We start from the raw sequence: 18,293 nt of genomic DNA, 5'->3' as shown, positions 1-18,293 counted from the left end.
CATGGCATCCGGCCCCGCCCAGGGCGGCGGCGCGGCCGTCCCGCCCGAAGACCTGGTCACCCTGACCATCGACGGGATCGAGATCTCCGTCCCCAAGGGGACGCTGGTCATCCGCGCCGCCGAACAGCTCGGCATCGAGATCCCCCGGTTCTGCGACCACCCCCTCCTCGACCCGGCAGGCGCCTGCCGCCAGTGCATCGTCGAGGTCGAGGGCCAGCGCAAGCCGATGGCGTCCTGCACCATCACCTGCACCGACGGCATGGTCGTCAAGTCGCAGCTCACCTCGCCCGTCGCCGAGAAGGCCCAGGTCGGGGTGATGGAGCTGCTGCTCATCAACCACCCGCTGGACTGCCCGGTCTGCGACAAGGGCGGCGAGTGCCCGCTGCAGAACCAGGCCATGTCGCACGGGCAGGCCGACTCCCGGTTCGAGGGCCGCAAGCGCACCTACGAGAAACCCGTGCCGATCTCCACCCAGGTGCTGCTCGACCGCGAGCGGTGCGTCCTGTGCGCCCGCTGCACCCGGTTCTCCAACCAGGTCGCCGGCGACCCGATGATCGAACTGATCGAGCGCGGCGCGCTCCAGCAGGTCGGCACCGGCGAGGGCGACCCGTTCCAGTCCTACTTCTCCGGCAACACCATCCAGATCTGCCCGGTCGGCGCGCTGACCTCGGCGGCGTACCGGTTCCGCTCCCGCCCCTTCGACCTGGTCTCCAGCCCGTCGGTGTGCGAGCACTGCGCGGGCGGCTGCGCCACCCGCACCGACCACCGGCGCGGCAAGGTCATGCGGCGGCTCGCCGCCAACGACCCGGAGGTCAACGAGGAGTGGATGTGCGACAAGGGGCGCTTCGCGTTCCGGTACGCGCAGGCGCGCGACCGGCTCACCACGCCGCTGGTGCGCCGGCCCGAGACCGGTGAGCTGGAGCCCGCGTCCTGGCCCGAGGCGCTGGAGGCGGCGGCCCGGGGACTGGTCCGCGGCCGCACCGGCGTCCTGGCCGGCGGGCGGCTGACCGTCGAGGACGCCTACGCGTACGCCAAGTTCGCCCGGGTGGCCCTCGACACCAACGACGTCGACTTCCGCGCCCGCGTCCACAGCAGCGAGGAGGCCGACTTCCTGGCCGCCCGGGTCGCGGGACGCGGCCGGGACCTGGACGGAGCCGGCGTCACGTACACCTCCCTGGAGGCCGCCCCGGCGGTGCTGCTCGCCGGACTGGAGGCGGAGGAGGAGGCCCCGGGCGTCTTCCTGCGGCTGCGCAAGGCGTGGCGAAAAGCGGGCCAGCGGACCTACGCGCTCGCCTCGCACGCCACCAGGGGCCTGACGAAGGCGGGCGGCACGCTGCTGCCGGCCGCGCCCGGGACGGAACCCGAGTGGCTGGACGCGCTCGCCGCCGGGACGGGGCTGGACGCGGACGGCACCGCCGCCTCCCGGGCCCTGCGGGAGCCCGGCGCGGTCCTGGCGGTCGGCGAGCGGCTGGCGGGAGTGCCGGGCGCGCTGACCGCCGCGGTGCGCGCCGCGGCGGCGACGGGCGCGGAGCTGGTGTGGATCCCGCGCCGGGCCGGTGAGCGCGGCGCGCTGTGGGCGGGCGCCATCCCGTCCCTGCTGCCTGGCGGGCGGCCCGCCACCGATCCACGCGCGCGTGAGGAGGTCTCCGCCGCCTGGGGCGTACGGGAACTGCCGCACCGCTACGGGCGGGACACGGGCCAGATCGTGGAGGCCGCGGCCACCGGCGAGCTGGGCGCGCTGCTCGTCGGCGGCGTGGAGGTGGCCGACCTGCCGGACCCGCAGCGCGCGCGTGAGGCGCTGGACGCGGCGTTCGTGGTGTCGCTGGAGCTGCGGCCCGGCGAGGTCACCGAGCGGGCGGACGTGGTCCTCCCGGTGGCCGCCGTCGCGGAGAAGCCGGGCACCTTCCTCAACTGGGAGGGCAGGGTGCGGATGTTCGAGGCCGCGCTGAAGCCGGAGCACATGACCCGCACGCTCGCCCCGGCCGACGCCCGGGTGCTGCACATGCTGGCCGACACGATGGACGTGCACTTCGCGCTGCCGGACGTGAAGGCCGTGCGCCGCGAGATGGACCGGCTCGGCGCCTGGGACGGCGCCCGGGCCGGCGACCCGGTGGAGGCCGCCGCACCGCTGCCCCGCGCGGGGGAGGGCGAGGCGGTGCTGGCCGGCCACCGGATGCTGCTGGACCTGGGCGTCCTCCAGGAGGGCGACGAGGCCCTGGCGGGCACCCGGCACGCCGCGGTGGCCCGCCTCTCGGCGGCCACAGCCGCGGAGACGGGCGTCAAGGACGGTGACGTCCTGAAGGTGACCGGACCGGCCGGTTCGGCCGAACTGCCGCTGCTGGTCACCGACATGCCCGACCGGGTGGTGTGGCTGCCGCTGAACTCCACGCCCGGCGGCGTGCCGTCCGCCGTGGGCGCCGCGCCCGGGCAGCTGGTCCGCCTCGCCCCGACGACCCCGAACGCCGCGGCCCCCACGGAGGTGGAGGCATGAGCCTGTACACCCTGGCGGCGGAGGACCTCTCCATGTTCGGCCGCGACCCCTGGTGGCTCGTGGCGGTCAAGGCGGTCTTCTGCTTCGCCTTCCTCATGGTCACCGTGCTCTTCTCCATCGTGTGGGAGCGCAAGGTGGTCGCCTGGATGCAGCTGCGCATCGGCCCCAACCGGCACGGCCCGTGGGGCCTGCTCCAGTCCCTCGCGGACGGCATCAAACTGATGCTGAAGGAGGACGTGGTCGTCAAGCGGGCCGACAAGGTCGTCTACATCCTCGCGCCGATCATCGCCGCCATCCCGGCGTTCATGGCGATCGCGGTGATCCCGTTCGGGCCCGCCGGGAACGAGGTGTCGATCTTCGGGCAGCGCACCACGATGCAGCTGACCGACCTGCCGATCGCGATGCTCTACGTCCTCGCGGTCGCCTCCGTCGGCATCTACGGCATCGTGCTGGCCGGCTGGTCGTCCGGCTCCACCTATCCGCTCCTCGGCGGTCTGCGCTCCTGCGCGCAGATGATCTCCTACGAGATCGCCATGGGCGCCGCCTTCGCGTCCGTCTTCCTCTACTCCGGGTCGATGTCGACCTCGGCGATCGTCGAGGCGCAGGCGGACCGCTGGTACATCATCCTGCTGCCGGTGTCGTTCATCATCTACATCGTCACCATGGTCGGTGAGACCAACCGCGCCCCGTTCGACATGCCCGAGTCCGAGGGCGACCTGGTCGGCGGCTTCAACACCGAGTACAGCTCCATCAAGTTCGCGATGTTCATGCTCGCCGAGTACGTGAACATGGTGACCGTCTCGGCGGTGTCGGTGACGCTGTTCCTGGGCGGCTGGCGCGCCCCGTACCCGATCTCCACCTTCTGGGAGGGCGCGAACCACGGCTGGTGGCCGATGCTCTGGTTCGTCGTCAAGGTCCAGCTGCTGCTGTTCTTCTTCATCTGGCTGCGCGGCACGCTGCCCCGCGTCCGCTACGACCAGCTGATGAAGCTCGGCTGGAAGGTCCTGATCCCGGTGTCGGTCGTCTGGCTGATGCTGGTCGCGACCGTGCGGGCGCTGCGCAACGAGAACTACGACTTCCAGCAGATCGTGCTGTACGTCGCCGGCGCGGTGATCACCGTCCTCCTCCTGTCCTTCCTCGTCGACATGTTCCGCGACCGGAGGACCGGCAAGGAGGCCGAGGCCGGCGGGCCGCCCGCCGAGTTCGACCCGATGGCCGGCGGATTCCCCGTACCGCCGCTCCCCGGACAGACCCTGCCGCCGGTGCCCCGCCGACGGCCGCGCTCGGAGCGCGAGTTGATTGTCAGTGGTGGCGCCGATACTGAGCGTGACGGAAAGGAGGCTGACGGTGTCTGAGGGCAACTTCCAGAATCCGGTCGCCGGCTTCGGCGTGACCTTCAAGGCCATGTTCAAGAAGCGGCTGACCGAGCAGTACCCGGAGCAGCCGAAGACGACGGCGCCGCGCTTCCACGGCCGCCACCAGCTCAACCGCCATCCGGACGGCCTGGAGAAGTGCGTCGGCTGCGAGTTGTGCGCCTGGGCCTGCCCGGCCGACGCCATCTACGTGGAGGGCGCGGACAACACCGACGAGGAGCGGTACTCGCCGGGCGAGCGGTACGGCCGCGTCTACCAGATCAACTACGCCCGCTGCATCCTGTGCGGACTGTGCATCGAGGCCTGCCCGACCCGGGCGCTGACGATGACGAACGAGTTCGAACTGGCCGACAGCTCCCGCGAGAACCTGATCTACACCAAGGAGCAGCTCCTCGCCGGTCTGGAGGAGGGCATGGTCGACTCGCCGCACGCCATCCACCCCGGCATGTCCGAGCAGGACTACTACCGGGGCCTGGTCACCGAGGCCGCGCCCGGCACGGTCCCGCAGCCGGCCGCCGGCAAGGGCGACGAGAAGCCCCAGGAGGCCGCCTCGGACTCCGGCCCCGACGAGCCCGCCTCGAAGAAGGTGATCGGCGCATGAGCACACTCGCCGCCGCCGGCGCGGCCTCCACCGGCGAGGCCGTGCAGTTCTGGGTGCTGGGCACCGTCGCCGTCGTCGGCGCCCTGGCCACCGTCCTGATGAAGAAGGCCGTGCACAGCGCGCTGAGCCTGGCCGCCACGATGATCGTCCTCGCGGTGTTCTACCTCGCCAACGGGGCGTACTTCCTGGGCGTCGTGCAGATCATCGTCTACACCGGCGCGATCATGATGCTCTTCCTCTTCGTCGTGATGCTCGTCGGTGTCACCGCCGCCGACTCCCTGAAGGAGACCATCAAGGGCCAGCGCTGGCTGGCCGCCGCCTGCGGGCTGGGCTTCGGCATCCTCCTCGCCGCCGGACTCGGCCGGGCGTCGCTCGACACCTTCGAGGGCCTCGGCACCGCCAACGCCGGCGGCAACGTGGAGGGCCTCGCGGCGCTGATCTTCACGACGTACGTCTTCGCCTTCGAGATCACCGGCGCACTGCTGATCACCGCGACCGTCGGCGCGATGCTGCTGACCCACCGGGAGCGCACCGAGCGGGCCCGCACCCAGCGCGAGCTCGCCGAGCAGCGCGTACGGGAGGGCAAGCACCTGCCTCCGCTGCCGGCCCCCGGTGTCTACGCCCGGCACAACGCGGTGGACATCGCCGGTCTGCTGCCCGACGGCACCCCGTCGGAGCTGACCGTCAGCAAGACGCTGCGGGCACGCGGCCAGATCCGTGACGTGTCCCGTGAGGCGCTGGAGGACCTCAAGGCGCTGGAGCAGCGCGCGGAGGAGCGCCTGGGGCGCGGCCCCTCGGAGCCGCAGGCGTCCCGGCCCCAGGACCGCAAGGAGGAGAACGCGCAGTGAATCCGGTCAACTACCTGTACCTGGCCGCCCTGTTGTTCACCATCGGCGCGGCCGGGGTGCTGATCCGGCGGAACGCGATCGTCGTCTTCATGTGCATCGAGCTGATGCTCAACGCCTGCAACCTCGCGCTCGTCGCCTTCTCCCGGATGCACGGCAATCTCGACGGCCAGATCATCGCCTTCTTCACGATGGTCGTCGCCGCCGCGGAGGTCGTGGTCGGGCTCGCGATCATCGTGTCGCTGTTCCGTTCCCGCCACTCGGCCTCGGTCGACGACGCCAGCCTGATGAAGCTGTGAGGGGCTGAATCGTGGAAAACCTGATCGCGCTGCTGGTCGCGGCGCCTCTGCTGGGAGCTGCCGTCCTGCTGTGCGGAGGGCGGCGGCTGGACCGGGCCGGGCACTGGCTCGGCACCCTGCTCGCCGCCGCCTCCTTCGTCATCGGGGCGGTGCTCTTCTTCGACATGCTGGGCAGGGGCACGGAGGAACGGGCGCTGCACCAGCACCTGTTCAGCTGGGTGCCGGTGGAGGGCTTCCAGGCGGACATCGCCTTCCAGCTCGACCAGCTGTCGATGACCTTCGTCCTGCTCATCACCGGTGTCGGCACGCTCATCCACCTGTACTCGATCGGGTACATGGAGCACGACGAGCGCAGGCGCCGCTTCTTCGGCTATCTGAACCTGTTCCTCGCGGCGATGCTGCTGCTGGTCCTCGCCGACAACTATTTGCTGCTGTACTTCGGCTGGGAGGGCGTCGGTCTCGCCTCCTACCTGCTGATCGGCTTCTGGCAGCACAAGCCCAGCGCGGCGACCGCGGCCAAGAAGGCCTTCCTGGTCAACCGGGTCGGCGACATGGGCCTGTCCATCGCCATCATGCTGATGTTCACCACTTTCGGGACGTTCACCTTCGGCCCGGTGCTCGGGGCGACGGGCGAGACGTCCGAGGGGATGCTGACGGCCATCGGCCTGATGCTGCTGCTCGCCGCGTGCGGCAAGTCCGCGCAGGTGCCGCTCCAGTCCTGGCTCGGTGACGCGATGGAGGGCCCGACCCCGGTCTCGGCCCTGATCCACGCGGCCACGATGGTCACCGCCGGCGTCTACCTGATCACCAGGTCGGGCGCGATCTTCAACGCGGCGCCGGACGCGCAGCTGGCGGTCGTGGTGGTCGGCGCGGTGACGCTCCTGTTCGGTGCGATCGTCGGTTGCGCCAAGGACGACATCAAGAAGGCGCTGGCCGGTTCGACGATGTCGCAGATCGGCTACATGGTCCTGGCGGCCGGGCTCGGCCCGATCGGCTACGTCTTCGCGATCATGCACCTGGTGACGCACGGCTTCTTCAAGGCCGGGCTGTTCCTCGGCGCCGGGTCGGTCATGCACGGCATGAACGACGAGGTCGACATGAGGAAGTACGGCGGCCTGCGGGAGTACATGCCGGTCACCTTCGTGACCTTCGGGCTGGGATACCTGGCGATCATCGGCTTCCCGGGACTGTCCGGCTTCTGGTCCAAGGACAAGATCATCGAGGCCGCCTTCGCCAAGGGCGGCACGGAGGGCTGGATCCTCGGCGCGGTCACCCTGCTGGGAGCGGGCATCACCGCGTACTACATGACCCGCGTGATGATCATGACGTTCTTCGGTGAGAAGCGCTGGCAGCCCGCGCCCGACGCGGACGCGGCGCCCAGCGCCGAACCGGCCGCCGAGGACCACGCCGGCCGGATGCCGCACCCGCACGAGTCGCCCAAGTCCATGACCATCCCCATGATCGTGCTGGCCTTCGGGTCGGTCTTCGCGGGCGGGCTGTTCTCGCTCAACAGCGCGTTCGTCAACTGGCTGAAGCCGGTCACGGAGTACGAGCACGGGCACCCGCCCATCAGCGCCGGCGCGGTGACCGCCTCCACGGTCGTCGTCCTGCTGATCGGCGTCGGCATCGCGTACGCGCAGTACGGCCGCAAGCCCGTCCCGGTCGTCGCACCGCGCGGCTCGCTGCTCACCCGCGCCGCCCGGCGCGACCTGCTCCAGGACGACTTCAACCACGTCGTGCTGGTCCGCGGCGGCGAGCACCTCACCCGCTCGCTGGTGTACATGGACCACACCGTGGTCGACGGGGTCGTCAACGGCACCGCCGCCTCGGTCGGCGGTCTGTCCGGCCGGCTGCGCAGGACGCAGAACGGCTTCGCCCGCTCCTACGCGGTCTCGATGTTCGGAGGTACGGCGGTGCTGATCGCCGCGACCCTGCTGATGAGGGGGGTGTGACGGCCATGTCGTTCCCCCTCCTGACCCTGACGGCGGCGGTCCCGGCCGCCGGCGCGATCCTCACCGCCGCCGTCCCGGCCGCCCGCCGCACCGCCGCCAAGTGGCTGGCGCTGCTGTTCTCCCTGGCCACCCTGGGCCTGGCCGCGGTGGTGGCCGTCCGGTTCGAACCGGGCGGCGCCCGCTACCAGCTCACCGAGTCCCACGCCTGGATCGCCGACTTCGGCGTCCGGTACGAACTGGGCGTCGACGGCATCGGGGTGGCGCTCGTCGCGCTCACCGCCCTGCTGATCCCCTTCATCATCGTGGCCGGCTGGCACGACGCCGATCCCCATGGGACCCAGACGAAGCGGTGGCGGCCGACGCAGGGCTTCTTCGCCCTGATCCTGATGGTCGAGGCGATGGTGATCCTCTCCTTCGAGGCCACCGACGTCTTCCTCTTCTACATCCTCTTCGAAGCCATGCTCATCCCGATGTACTTCCTCATCGGCGGCTTCGGGGACCGGGCCCACACCGGCACCGACGACAACGCGGCGGCCCAGCGGTCGTACGCCGCCGTCAAGTTCCTCCTCTACAACCTGGTCGGCGGGCTCATCATGCTGGCCGCCGTCATCGGGCTGTACGTGGTCGCGGGGAACTTCTCCCTCACGGAGATCGCCGCCGCGCGGGCGAGCGGCGAGCTGGAGATGGCCACCAACACCGAGCGGCTGCTGTTCCTCGGCTTCTTCTTCGCCTTCGCGGTCAAGGCCCCGCTGTGGCCGCTGCACACGTGGCTGCCCAACGCGATGGGCGAGGCGACCGCGCCGGTCGCCGTGCTCATCACCGCCGTCGTCGACAAGGTCGGCACCTTCGCGATGCTCCGCTTCTGCCTCCAGCTCTTCCCGGAGGCGTCGAAGTGGGCCACGCCCGCCATCATCGTGCTGGCGCTGATCAGCATCGTGTACGGGGCGCTGCTCGCGGTCGGCCAGCGGGACATCAAGCGGCTGGTCGCCTACGCGTCGATCTCCCACTTCGGCTTCATCATCATGGGCATCTTCGCGATGACCAGCCAGGGCCAGTCCGGGGCGACGCTCTACATGGTCAACCACGGGATCTCGACCGCCGCGCTGATGCTGGTGGCCGGGTTCCTGATCTCGCGGCGCGGCTCGCGGCTCATCGCCGACTACGGCGGGGTGCAGAAGGTGGCGCCGGTGCTCGCCGGGACGTTCCTCATCGGCGGTCTGGCCACCCTGTCGCTGCCGGGACTCGCGCCGTTCGTCTCCGAATTCCTGGTCCTGGTCGGCACGTTCGCCCGGTACCCGGTGGCGGGGATCGTCGCCACCACCGGCATCGTGCTCGCCGCGCTCTACACGCTGGTGCTCTACCAGCGGACGATGACGGGCCCGGTGAAGGAGGAGGTGCGGGCGATGCCCGACCTCAAGGCGCGGGAGCTGGTGGTGGTCGCCCCGCTGATCGCCCTGCTGATCCTCCTGGGCGTCTACCCCAAGCCGCTGACCGAGATCGTCGACCCGGCCGTGCGGCACACCATGTCCGACGTACAGCAGAAGGACCCGGCACCTGAAGTGGAGGCGGCCAAGTGAGCGCTACAGCCGCAGAAGCCGTCCACAGCCTGTGGACGACGGCCGCCGAACCGGGCGCGGTCGACAAGATCGGGGCTCCGGCCATCGAGTACGCCCAGCTGGCACCCACCCTGATCGTGGTGGGAGCCGCCGTGGTGGGCATCATGCTGGAGGCCTTCGTACCGCGCAGGTCCCGCTACTACGCGCAGGTGTTCCTGACCGTCGTGGCGCTGGCCGCCGCCTTCGCGGCGGTCGTGGCCCTGGCGGCCGGCGGCCACGCCACCACCAGGGCCGGCATCGTCGCGATGGGTGCCATCGCGGTCGACGGACCGGCGCTGTTCCTCCAGGGCACCATCCTGCTCACCTCGATGGTCGCCGTGTTCACCTTCGCGGAACGGCGGCTCGATCCCGCCCACCACGGCCACCGCGTCGACTCGTTCGCCGCCGAGGCCGCCTCCGTGCCCGGCAGCGACCACGAGAAGGCCGCCGTCAAGGCCGGGTTCACCACCACCGAGGTCTTCCCGCTGATGCTGTTCGCGGTGGCCGGGATGCTCGTCTTCCCGGCGGCCAACGACCTGCTGACGCTGTTCATCGCCCTGGAGGTCTTCTCCCTCCCGCTGTACCTGCTGTGCGCGGTCGCCCGCCGCAAGCGGCTGATGTCGCAGGAAGCCGCCGTGAAGTACTTCCTGCTGGGCGCCTTCTCCTCGGCGTTCCTGCTGTTCGGCATCGCCCTGATGTACGGGTACGCGGGCTCCGTGTCGTACGCCCGCATCGCCGACGTGGTGGACGGCTCGGTCAGCGCGATCACCCCGGCGCTCGCCCAGACCATGGGCAACGACGTGCTGCTGCTCATCGGTTTCGCGATGGTGCTGATGGGGCTGTTGTTCAAGGTCGGTGCGGTGCCGTTCCACATGTGGACCCCGGACGTCTACCAGGGCGCCCCCACACCGGTCACCGGCTTCATGGCCGCCGCCACCAAGGTCGCCGCGTTCGGCGCGCTGCTGCGGCTGCTGTACGTGGTGCTGCCCGGGCTGCGCTGGGACTGGCGGCCCGTCATGTGGGGCGTCGCCATCGTCACCATGCTGGCCGGCGCGATCGTCGCCATCACCCAGACCGACATCAAGCGGCTCCTCGCCTACTCGTCGATCGCCCACGCCGGGTTCATCCTCGCCGGTGTCATCGCGGCCACGCCCGACGGCGTCTCGTCGGTGCTGTTCTACCTGGGCGCCTACTCCTTCGTGACGGTCGGCGCCTTCGCGGTCGTGACCCTGGTGCGGGACGCGGGCGGCGAGGCGACGCACCTGTCCAAGTGGGCGGGGCTCGGGCGGCGTTCACCGCTCGTCGCCGCCGTCTTCGCGGTCTTCCTGCTGGCCTTCGCCGGGATCCCGCTGACCTCCGGGTTCTCGGGCAAGTTCGCCGTGTTCAAGGCGGCGGCGGAGGGCGGCGCCGGGACGCTGGTGGTCATCGGTGTGATCTCCTCGGCGATCGCCGCGTTCTTCTACATCCGCGTCATCGTGCTGATGTTCTTCAGCGAGCCCAAGCCGGAGGGCCCGACGGTCGCCGTGCCGTCGCCGCTGACGATGACGACCATCGCGGTGGGCGTCGCCGTCACCCTCGTCCTGGGTGTGGCGCCGCAGTCCTTCCTCGACCTGGCCGGCCAGGCGGGGGTCTTCGTCCGCTGACCCGCGGGACGTCGCAGGGCCCGGTACCCGAGGAGGGGGTGCCGGGCCCCGTGCGTGCGTGCCATCGTGACACCGGCAGATTGGTCTGGACCTTAAGGGAACGGAAGGGGAACGGACGATGCGCGGCACCACCGTCTTACCCGGCACGCCCTGCGTGGCCCCGGCAGAGGGCGTCCTGCCCATGCACCGGCTCGAAGTACCGATGCCCAACGCCCTGCCGTTCGCCATCGGCACCTTCGACACCATCGGCCCGATGTCCCGCGCCGACTTCCCGCACCGCCACACCTTCTACGAGATCCTCCACATCACCGCCGGCACCGGCACCCACGTCCTGGACCTGGCCCGCTGGGAGCTGAGCCCGCCGCACCTGTGCGTCATCGCCCCCGGCCAGGTCCACCACTGGGAGGACGCGGTGGGGCTCGACGGGTCCGTGGTGCTGTTCACCGAGGACTTCCTGCTCGACCACCCCGGCGACCGCGAGCTGCTCCGGCACCTCGGCGAACACCGCCCCTGGCACCCGCTGAACGCCCGCGACCACGACCGCACCGGCCGCCTGGTGGCCGACCTCCACGAGGAGTACGGGCGCGGGGACGACGGCTTCGACAGCGTCCTGCGGGCGCTGCTGCACGTCCTGGTCGTCCGCGCCTCCCGGCTCCCCGGCCCCGCGCCCCGCCCCGCGGCCGTCGGCGACCGCGCCGGGACGAGCCGCCCCGGCGCGGTCGCCGACGCGTTCGCCCGCCTCCTCGCCCGTACCGACCCGGCCCTGTGGTCGGTGGGCGCCTGTGCCGAGCGGATCGGGGTCACCACCGGCTACCTCGCCGAGGCCGTGAAGGCGGCCACCGGGCGCACGCCCGGCCAGCACGTCCGCGAGGCGCGCGTCCAGGAGGCGAAACGGCTGCTGGTGCACACCGGGCTGACCGTGCGGCAGGTCGCGGCCCGGGTCGGGTTCGCCGACCCGGCGTACTTCTGCCGCTTCTTCCGGCGCGAGACGGGGGTCAGCCCGGGAGAGTTCCGGCGCGGCGGGGACATGCGGGGCGGGGAGACGCGGGGCGGGGACGCGCGGGGCGGGGATATGCACCACGACCACCGGATCGAGTCCATCGCCCGCCGGTGACCGGCTGCGTAGGTTCGGTGCCGATCCCGACACCCCCTCGGAGGACAGCCATGGAACGGCACCCCAGCCGGCATCCCAGCCGCAAGGCCGTGTTACGCGCCGCGCTCGCCGCCGGAGTCACCGCACCCGCCGTGCTGATGGGCGTACCGGCGCTGGCCCGTACGGTCGCCCCCACCGGCACCGCGCCCGAGCCCACGCCCGCCTGCGACGACGGCGACGACCCGACCCCGCCGCAGATGGAGGGCCCCTACTTCAAGCCGAACTCGCCCCGGCGCACCTCACTGCTGGAGCCGGGCACCCCGGGCACCCGCCTCACCGTCACCGGCTACGTCTTCGGCCTGGCGTGCCGCCCGCTGAGCGGGGTGCTGCTGGACTTCTGGCAGGCGGACGTCAACGGGGCGTACGACAACGCGGGGTTCCGCTTCCGCGGGCACCAGTTCACCGGCGCGGACGGGTCGTTCACCCTGACGACCATCGTGCCGGGGCTGTACCCCGGCCGCACCCGGCACCTGCACGTCAAGGCGCAGGCGCCGGGGCGCCCGGTGCTGACGACGCAGCTGTACTTCCCCGGCGAGCCGCGCAACAACACCGACCCGCTGTTCGACGCCCGGCTGCTGATGACCGTGCGGGACGCGGGCGGTGGCAGCCAGGCGGCGTTCGACTTCGTCCTGAACGTCCCCCAGACCCCGGGCCCGGGCCCCGGCCCGACGCCGCCGCCCGGCGGTGGGGGCTGGGCGGTGGGCACCGCGTACCGGCCGGGCGACCGGGTCACCTACGGGACGGGCGCCTACACCTGCCTCCAGGGCCACACGGCCCAGCCCGGCTGGGAGCCGCCGAAGGCCCCCGCCCTGTGGCGGGCCGGCTGACACGTCAGCCCGTGTGGGAGCCGGCGGCGGCCGCGGGACAGCGGACGTTCGGGTTCCACTCGGTGAACATGCCCTTCGGGTTGTGCTTGTAGATCCACACGTGCAGGTCGTAGTGGACCTTCACACCCGCCTCGACGCCCGGCGTCGGGCCGAGGAACGGCTGCCCGAACATCGTCGGCCGGTCGTCGTCCGTCGCGACCTTCTGGTCCCGGTCCTCGACGAAGAACTCGATCCCGACCAGCCGCTTGCCGCCGTTCCCGGTGTCCTCGTACATCAGGGCGGCGGGCTTCGCGGGGTCGGTGGAGTTGTTGCGGGCCGTGTTGACGTAGTGGTAGCCCATGCCGCCCTCGGGCCGGTCGATGCAGCCGCGCATGGGCTTGTAGCCGTCGGCCACCGCACGTTCGACGGAGTGGTACTTCGCGGTCGCGCGGTACGCCCTGGCCAGGTCGGCCCGGACGGTGGCGTCGTCGTCCCGGGGAGCACCCGAAGGGTCGGGCGCGGCGGGGGCGGTGCCCAGCGCCAGGGCGGCGAGGGCGGTCAGGCCGAGGGCGGATATGAGCGGGCGGGTGCGCATGGTCGCTCCTGGGGTGGGGGGAGGCGCGTGGACGCGCCGGGTCCGTGCGGGCTCCCCCCACAGCCACCACCAGCAGCATGTGACGCCCCGGGCGCCGCCGCACGCCCGGGCCGTCCATCGGGCTGACGCCCGGACGCGGTGTCAGCCGGCGGCGGGGGCGATCCGGCCGGTGACCTCGCCGAGGCCGACCTTCGTCCCGTCCGGGCCGGGCGCCCAGGCGGTGAGCGTGACCTCGTCGCCGTCCTCCAGGAACGTCCGCTTGCCCGTGGACAGTTCGACCGGCTCCTGGCCGTTCCAGGTCAGCTCCAGCAGCGAGCCGCGCTGGTGGACCTCCGGGCCGCTGACCGTGCCGGAGCCGAAGAGGTCGCCGGTGCGCAGGGAGGCGCCGTTGACCGTCATGTGGGCGAGTTGCTGGGCGGCCGTCCAGTACATGCTCGCGAAGGGCGGCTCGGCGACCGTCTCGCCGTTGATCCGCACGGTGATGTGCAGGTCGAAGCCGCCCGGCTCGTCGTCGGCGCCGTCGTCCAGGTAGGGCAGGAGCGGCAGGTCGCGGGCCGGCGGGGCGACCCGGGCGGCGTCCAGCGCCTCCAGCGGGGTCACCCAGGCGGACACCGAGGTCGCGAACGACTTGCCGAGGAACGGGCCGAGGGGGACGTACTCCCACGCCTGGACGTCCCGGGCCGACCAGTCGTTGAGGAGGGTGAGGCCGAAGACGTGGTCCCGGAAGGAGGACAGGCCGACCGGCCGGCCGAGCTCGGACGGCGCACCGACGAGGAAGCCGACCTCCGCCTCGATGTCCAGCTTCACCGACGGGCCGAAGACCGGCGCCGCGTCGGTGGGCGCCTTGCGCTGGCCCGAGGGGCGGACGATGTCCGTGCCGGAGACGACGACCGTGCCGGAGCGGCCGTGGTAGCCGATCGGCAGGTGCTTCCAGTTCGGGGTGAGCGGCTCGCCGTCCGGGCGGAAGATCTTGCCGACGTTGGTGGCGTGGTGCTCGGAGGCGTAGAAGTCGACGTAGTCCGCCACCTCGTAGGGCAGGTGGAGGGTCACGGCGGACAGGGGGTGCAGCAGCGGCTCTATGTCCGCGCGGTGGGCCGGGACGGTCACCCAGGCGGTCAGCGCGCGGCGGACGTCGCGCCAGGCGGTGCGGCCGGCCGCGAGCAGCGGGTTCAGGCTCGGCTGCGCCAGCAGCCTGGCGTACGGCGAGCCCAGCGCGTGCGCCGCCGCCCCCGCGTCCAGGACGTGGTCGCCGATCCGGACGCCGAGCCGGCGGCGGCCGGGCTCGTCGGCGGTGGTGAAGACGCCGTACGGAAGGTTGTGCGGGCCGAAGGGGTCGCCCTCGGTCAGGTCGAGCGGGCTCTGCTCGGGCATCGGTGCTTGCCTCGCTTTCCACGTGTGTGGGGGACACGTTAGATCAGCCCGCCGTACGGGCGACGCGCTTCTCCCACGTGCGGTGGAAGAGGACCTCGGAGCCCTCCTTGCAGATCACCTCGGCGGCGGTGACGAAGTGCGTGGCGTCGCAGGCGATCTCGGACCGGGTGTCGACGGTGACGTTCCAGGGCAGGTCGGGACGGTGCAGGCGGATCGTCCGGTCGGAGCGGGTGCGGGCGGAGAGCGGGTCGTCCTCGGTGATCGTGTACGTCTCGACGGCGTCCTCGGTGCACTCCAGGCCGTCCGGGTGGACCCGGGTGCCGCCGTGACGGGGGTCGACCTCGAGGCGCCATTCGCCCGTGGCCACGTCGCGGACGACCAGCCGTTCGGGGCGGAGGTCGTCGTCGCCGAGGGTGGCCGGGACGGTCACGCCGAGGGGTTCGGCCTGCTCGGGCTCCTCGAAGGCGACGGCGGCGTCGGTGGCGCGGGCGGCGTCGTCCCGGGCGGCGCGGACCGGCAGCAGCAGGGTGCTGGCGTCCGGTTCGAGGGTGAAGCCGGCGGCGTCGGGGCGGGGCCAGATCCACGGCCAGTACGCGGAGGAGACCGCGAGCCGGACGCGGTGCCCGGGCGGGAAGGTGTGGCCGATGCCGTTCAGCTCGAAGACGCACTCGGCCGGCTCACCGGGTTCCGCGTCGACGGCCCTGTCGCGGCCGTGGCGGGCGGAGAGGTTGAGCGCCCCGCGCGTGACCAGGGTGGAGGAGCCGTCGGGCGCGACGTCGCAGAGGCGGGCGATCACCTGCCCGGTGGGCGCGCCGGGGCGCAGCGTGAGGGCGACGCGGGGGCGGCCGAGGATCTCGATGGGCCCGCCGTCCGCCGGGACGGGGAAGTCGAAGCAGGCGGAGTGGGCGTCGTCGGCGCGCTGGTCGGGCGGCAGGTCGGCGTCGTTGCCGGAGGGGAGGAAGCGCCCGGCGTCCAGTCCGGTGTGCTGCGGGGAGCGGACGAGGACGGGCGGGCCCTGGAGGGCGTAGGTGACCGGGGTGACGTTGGCCGACGGCCAGGTCACGTCGCCGGTCCAGCGGCCGGGCAGCTCGGCGTACACGGTGGCGGGCGGGTGCGACCCGCTGATCCAGGAGCGCAGCAGCGGCTCGGCCATGACGCCGGTGTCCTCGCCCTTGAGGTGCTGGTCCCACCAGCGCAGCGTCTCCTGGAGGAACCCGATCGCCGGGCCGGGCGGCAGCCCCTGGTCCGGGTACTGGTGCGACCAGGGCCCGATGATGCCCCGCACCCGGTCGGGCGGCAGGTGCTCGACGAGCCGCAGGACGGTGTCGCGGTACGGGTCGTGCCAGCCGCCCACCGCGAGGACGGCCGCCCGGATCGCGCCGTAGTCCTCGCGGACGCTGCCGTGCCGCCAGTAGTCGTCGCGGGTCTGGTGGCCGAGCCAGGTGGGGAGGAGCGGCTCCACCGCCTCCAGTCGCGTCAGCCACATCTCGCGCCAGGCGTCGCCGGCGTACAGCGGGTCGGGCGGCCGGGAGGCGAAGGCGAGCAGGGTGGCCGCCCAGGCGTGCGTGTCCACGGCGAGGACGGAGCCGCCCATGGAGTGGACGTCGTTGTCGTACCGGTCGTCGCTGGAGCACACGGTGACGACGGCCTTGAGCGGCTCGGGGGCGAGTGCGGCGATCTGGAGCGAGTCGAAGCCGCCCCACGCGATGCCGAACATCCCCACCCGCCCGTCGCACCACGGCCGCGCGGCCAGCCAGTGGACCACCTCGACGCCGTCGGCCAGCTCGGTGGCGGAGTACTCGTCGCCCGGCAGCCCCTCGCTGTTGCCGTGCCCGCGCACGTCCACCCGGACCGAGGCGTAGCCGTGGCCCGCGTACCAGGGGTGGCGCTGCCGGTCGCGGGGCGCGGTCCCGTCGGTCAGCCGGTGCGGCAGGTACTCGAGCAGCGCCGGGACGGGCTCGTCGGTCACCGGGCGCCAGACGCGGGCGTAGAGCCGCGTCCCGTCCGCCAGGGGGATGCGGAGGTCCTCGTGGGTGGTCTCGTACGGGAAGGAGGTGCGGATCTTCATGGGGGACCTCGGCGGACGTACGGGGCGTGTGGGGGGCGGCTCAGCGGACGGGGAGCACGGTGCGGCGGAGCCGGGGGGCGAGCCGGCCGTGGTCGCCGAGCCGGCCGTACGGCAGCCCCCGGGGCCGGCCCGGGAAGGCATGATCGTCGTGCGGCGGCGGCCGCTCGTCCGGGCCTGCGCCGCCCGGTCCGCTCGTTTCCTCGGCTGTACCGGACAAAGGGCTCGCTCCTGATCATATGAGCTGGTTTTGAACATACCGGGGGACGGCGGAAGGCGCCCACGGTGATCGAAAGGCGACCGGATACGCTGACTTGAGTGAATCCAGCGACACATCGACAATCCGTGTGATCGTCAGCAGACAGGAGACCCCCTCGTGACCGCAGTCGGGCCGTTCGGGCTGAGCGTGCGGGACCAGGCTCTCGAGGCCGATGTCCAGGCCGGATTGGCGGCCGTCGAGGCAGGGCTCCTCGACGCCACCAAGAGCGACGTGCCGTTCATCACGGAAGCGGCCCAGCACCTGGTGAGGGCCGGGGGCAAGCGCTTCCGCCCGCTGCTGGTGATGCTCGCCGCCCAGTTCGGCGACCCGCACGCACCGGGGATCGTGCCCTCTGCCGTCGTCGTCGAGCTCACGCACCTCGCGACGCTGTACCACGACGACGTCATGGACGAGGCCGACGTCCGCCGGGGGGTGGACAGCGCCAACGCCCGCTGGGGCAACTCGGTGGCCGTCCTCACGGGTGACTTTCTCTTCGCCCGCGCCTCACACATCCTGGCGGACCTCGGGCCCGAGGCGGTGCGCATCCAGGCGGAGGCGTTCGAACGCCTGGTCACCGGTCAGATCCTGGAGACGGCCGGCCCCCGCGACGACCGCGACCCGGTCGAGCACTACCTGGACGTCATCGCCGGCAAGACCGGCTCGCTGATCGCCGTCTCCGGCCGCTTCGGCGCGATGATGTCCGGCGCCGACGAGCAAGTCGTGGACATCCTCACCCAGTACGGCGAGCGGCTCGGCGTCGCCTTCCAGCTCGCCGACGATGTCCTGGACATCGCCTCCGACTCCCACGAGTCGGGCAAGACGCCGGGCACCGACCTGCGCGAGGGCATCCCCACCCTGCCCGTGCTGCACCTGCGCGCCCGGGCCGCCTCGGGCGGCGCGGCGGAGGACCTGGAGCTGGTCGCGCTGCTGGACAGCGACCTGACGGACGACGCCCGGCACGCGGAGGCCCTGCGGCGGCTGCGCCTGCACCCGGCGCTGGAGCAGGCGCGGCGCGACACCGTCCGGTACGCCCAGGAGGCGCGGGCGACGCTGGCGCCGCTGCCGGACTGCTACGCCAAGGCCGCGCTCGAGGAGCTGTGCGACCTGGTGGTGCACCGGGCGGGTTAGGGCGTCCTCCGTCAGTCCCGGGCGGTGGCGTACCCCCCGTTCCGGGCGGTGGCGTACCCCCCGTCCGGGTCAGGCGTCTCGGGGTCGGGGTCATCCTTCAGCAGTACGCAAGTTGAG

The 18,293-nt window shown here is 72.2% G+C and carries 15 protein-coding genes; 11 read left to right on the top strand and 4 right to left on the bottom strand.

Annotation, left to right across the window (positions count from 1 at the left end):
* Window position 1 precedes the first annotated feature (1 nt).
* The 10 genes from EIZ62_RS13320 (at window position 2) to EIZ62_RS13275 (ending at window position 12,779) form a co-directional block, all read left to right on the top strand.
* Window positions 2–2,491, top strand: a complete 2,490-nt coding sequence (locus tag EIZ62_RS13320) for an NADH-quinone oxidoreductase subunit G (RefSeq protein WP_425281876.1) — start codon at window positions 2–4, stop codon at window positions 2,489–2,491.
* Entirely contained in the window at window positions 2,488–3,846 is a 1,359-nt protein-coding gene (nuoH, locus tag EIZ62_RS13315; RefSeq protein WP_156692902.1) for an NADH-quinone oxidoreductase subunit NuoH, read from the top strand. Before EIZ62_RS13320 ends, nuoH begins: the two co-directional genes overlap by 4 nt.
* Window positions 3,839–4,465, top strand: a complete 627-nt coding sequence (gene nuoI / locus EIZ62_RS13310) for an NADH-quinone oxidoreductase subunit NuoI (RefSeq protein ID WP_244375659.1) — start codon at window positions 3,839–3,841, stop codon at window positions 4,463–4,465. The genes nuoH and nuoI overlap by 8 nt, the downstream gene beginning before the upstream one ends.
* The gene (locus tag EIZ62_RS13305) at window positions 4,462–5,313 is read left to right on the top strand and encodes an NADH-quinone oxidoreductase subunit J (RefSeq protein ID WP_156692901.1); all 852 of its coding nucleotides are present in this window, start codon (window positions 4,462–4,464) and stop codon (window positions 5,311–5,313) included. The genes nuoI and EIZ62_RS13305 overlap by 4 nt, the downstream gene beginning before the upstream one ends.
* Entirely contained in the window at window positions 5,310–5,609 is a 300-nt protein-coding gene (gene nuoK / locus EIZ62_RS13300) for an NADH-quinone oxidoreductase subunit NuoK (protein WP_093661653.1), read from the top strand. Before EIZ62_RS13305 ends, nuoK begins: the two co-directional genes overlap by 4 nt.
* 11 nt (window positions 5,610–5,620) lie before the next feature.
* Window positions 5,621–7,561 (top strand): NADH-quinone oxidoreductase subunit L, encoded by a 1,941-nt coding sequence (gene nuoL / locus EIZ62_RS13295; RefSeq protein ID WP_156692900.1) that lies wholly within the window; start codon window positions 5,621–5,623, stop codon window positions 7,559–7,561.
* Between the two features lie 5 nt (window positions 7,562–7,566).
* A complete protein-coding gene (locus EIZ62_RS13290; protein WP_156692899.1) occupies window positions 7,567–9,138 on the top strand; it encodes an NADH-quinone oxidoreductase subunit M in 1,572 nt (523 codons plus the stop codon).
* Window positions 9,135–10,799, top strand: coding sequence for an NADH-quinone oxidoreductase subunit NuoN (gene nuoN, locus EIZ62_RS13285; protein ID WP_156692898.1), 1,665 nt, complete (start codon window positions 9,135–9,137; stop codon window positions 10,797–10,799). The genes EIZ62_RS13290 and nuoN overlap by 4 nt, the downstream gene beginning before the upstream one ends.
* Before the next feature lie 118 nt (window positions 10,800–10,917).
* The gene (locus tag EIZ62_RS13280) at window positions 10,918–11,913 is read left to right on the top strand and encodes a helix-turn-helix transcriptional regulator (protein WP_156692897.1); all 996 of its coding nucleotides are present in this window, start codon (window positions 10,918–10,920) and stop codon (window positions 11,911–11,913) included.
* 50 nt (window positions 11,914–11,963) lie between these two features.
* On the top strand, window positions 11,964–12,779 hold the full coding sequence (locus EIZ62_RS13275; protein ID WP_156692896.1) for a dioxygenase family protein: 816 nt from the start codon (window positions 11,964–11,966) through the stop codon (window positions 12,777–12,779).
* 4 nt (window positions 12,780–12,783) lie between these two features.
* On the opposite strand, the gene EIZ62_RS13270 is transcribed toward EIZ62_RS13275, so the two are convergent.
* The 4 genes from EIZ62_RS13270 to EIZ62_RS13255 all read right to left on the bottom strand — a co-directional run bounded on the left by EIZ62_RS13270 (window position 12,784) and on the right by EIZ62_RS13255 (window position 17,009).
* Window positions 12,784–13,353, bottom strand: coding sequence for a hypothetical protein (locus EIZ62_RS13270; RefSeq protein WP_156692895.1), 570 nt, complete (start codon window positions 13,351–13,353; stop codon window positions 12,784–12,786).
* Window positions 13,354–13,494: 141 nt separating this feature from the next.
* Window positions 13,495–14,724 (bottom strand): fumarylacetoacetase, encoded by a 1,230-nt coding sequence (fahA, locus tag EIZ62_RS13265; RefSeq protein WP_156692894.1) that lies wholly within the window; start codon window positions 14,722–14,724, stop codon window positions 13,495–13,497.
* Between the two features lie 43 nt (window positions 14,725–14,767).
* Window positions 14,768–16,792, bottom strand: a complete 2,025-nt coding sequence (locus EIZ62_RS13260; protein WP_156692893.1) for a CocE/NonD family hydrolase — start codon at window positions 16,790–16,792, stop codon at window positions 14,768–14,770.
* A gap of 40 nt (window positions 16,793–16,832) precedes the next feature.
* Window positions 16,833–17,009 (bottom strand): hypothetical protein, encoded by a 177-nt coding sequence (locus EIZ62_RS13255; protein ID WP_156692892.1) that lies wholly within the window; start codon window positions 17,007–17,009, stop codon window positions 16,833–16,835.
* A gap of 156 nt (window positions 17,010–17,165) precedes the next feature.
* Between EIZ62_RS13255 and EIZ62_RS13250 the strand changes: the two genes are divergently transcribed.
* The gene (locus EIZ62_RS13250; protein ID WP_156692891.1) at window positions 17,166–18,176 is read left to right on the top strand and encodes a polyprenyl synthetase family protein; all 1,011 of its coding nucleotides are present in this window, start codon (window positions 17,166–17,168) and stop codon (window positions 18,174–18,176) included.
* The last annotated feature ends 117 nt before the right edge of the window (window positions 18,177–18,293 follow it).

The sequence above is a fragment of the Streptomyces ficellus genome (assembly GCF_009739905.1).
Taxonomy (GTDB): Bacteria; Actinomycetota; Actinomycetes; order Streptomycetales; family Streptomycetaceae; genus Streptomyces; species Streptomyces ficellus_A.
This window is presented reverse-complemented; position numbering and strand designations above follow the sequence as displayed.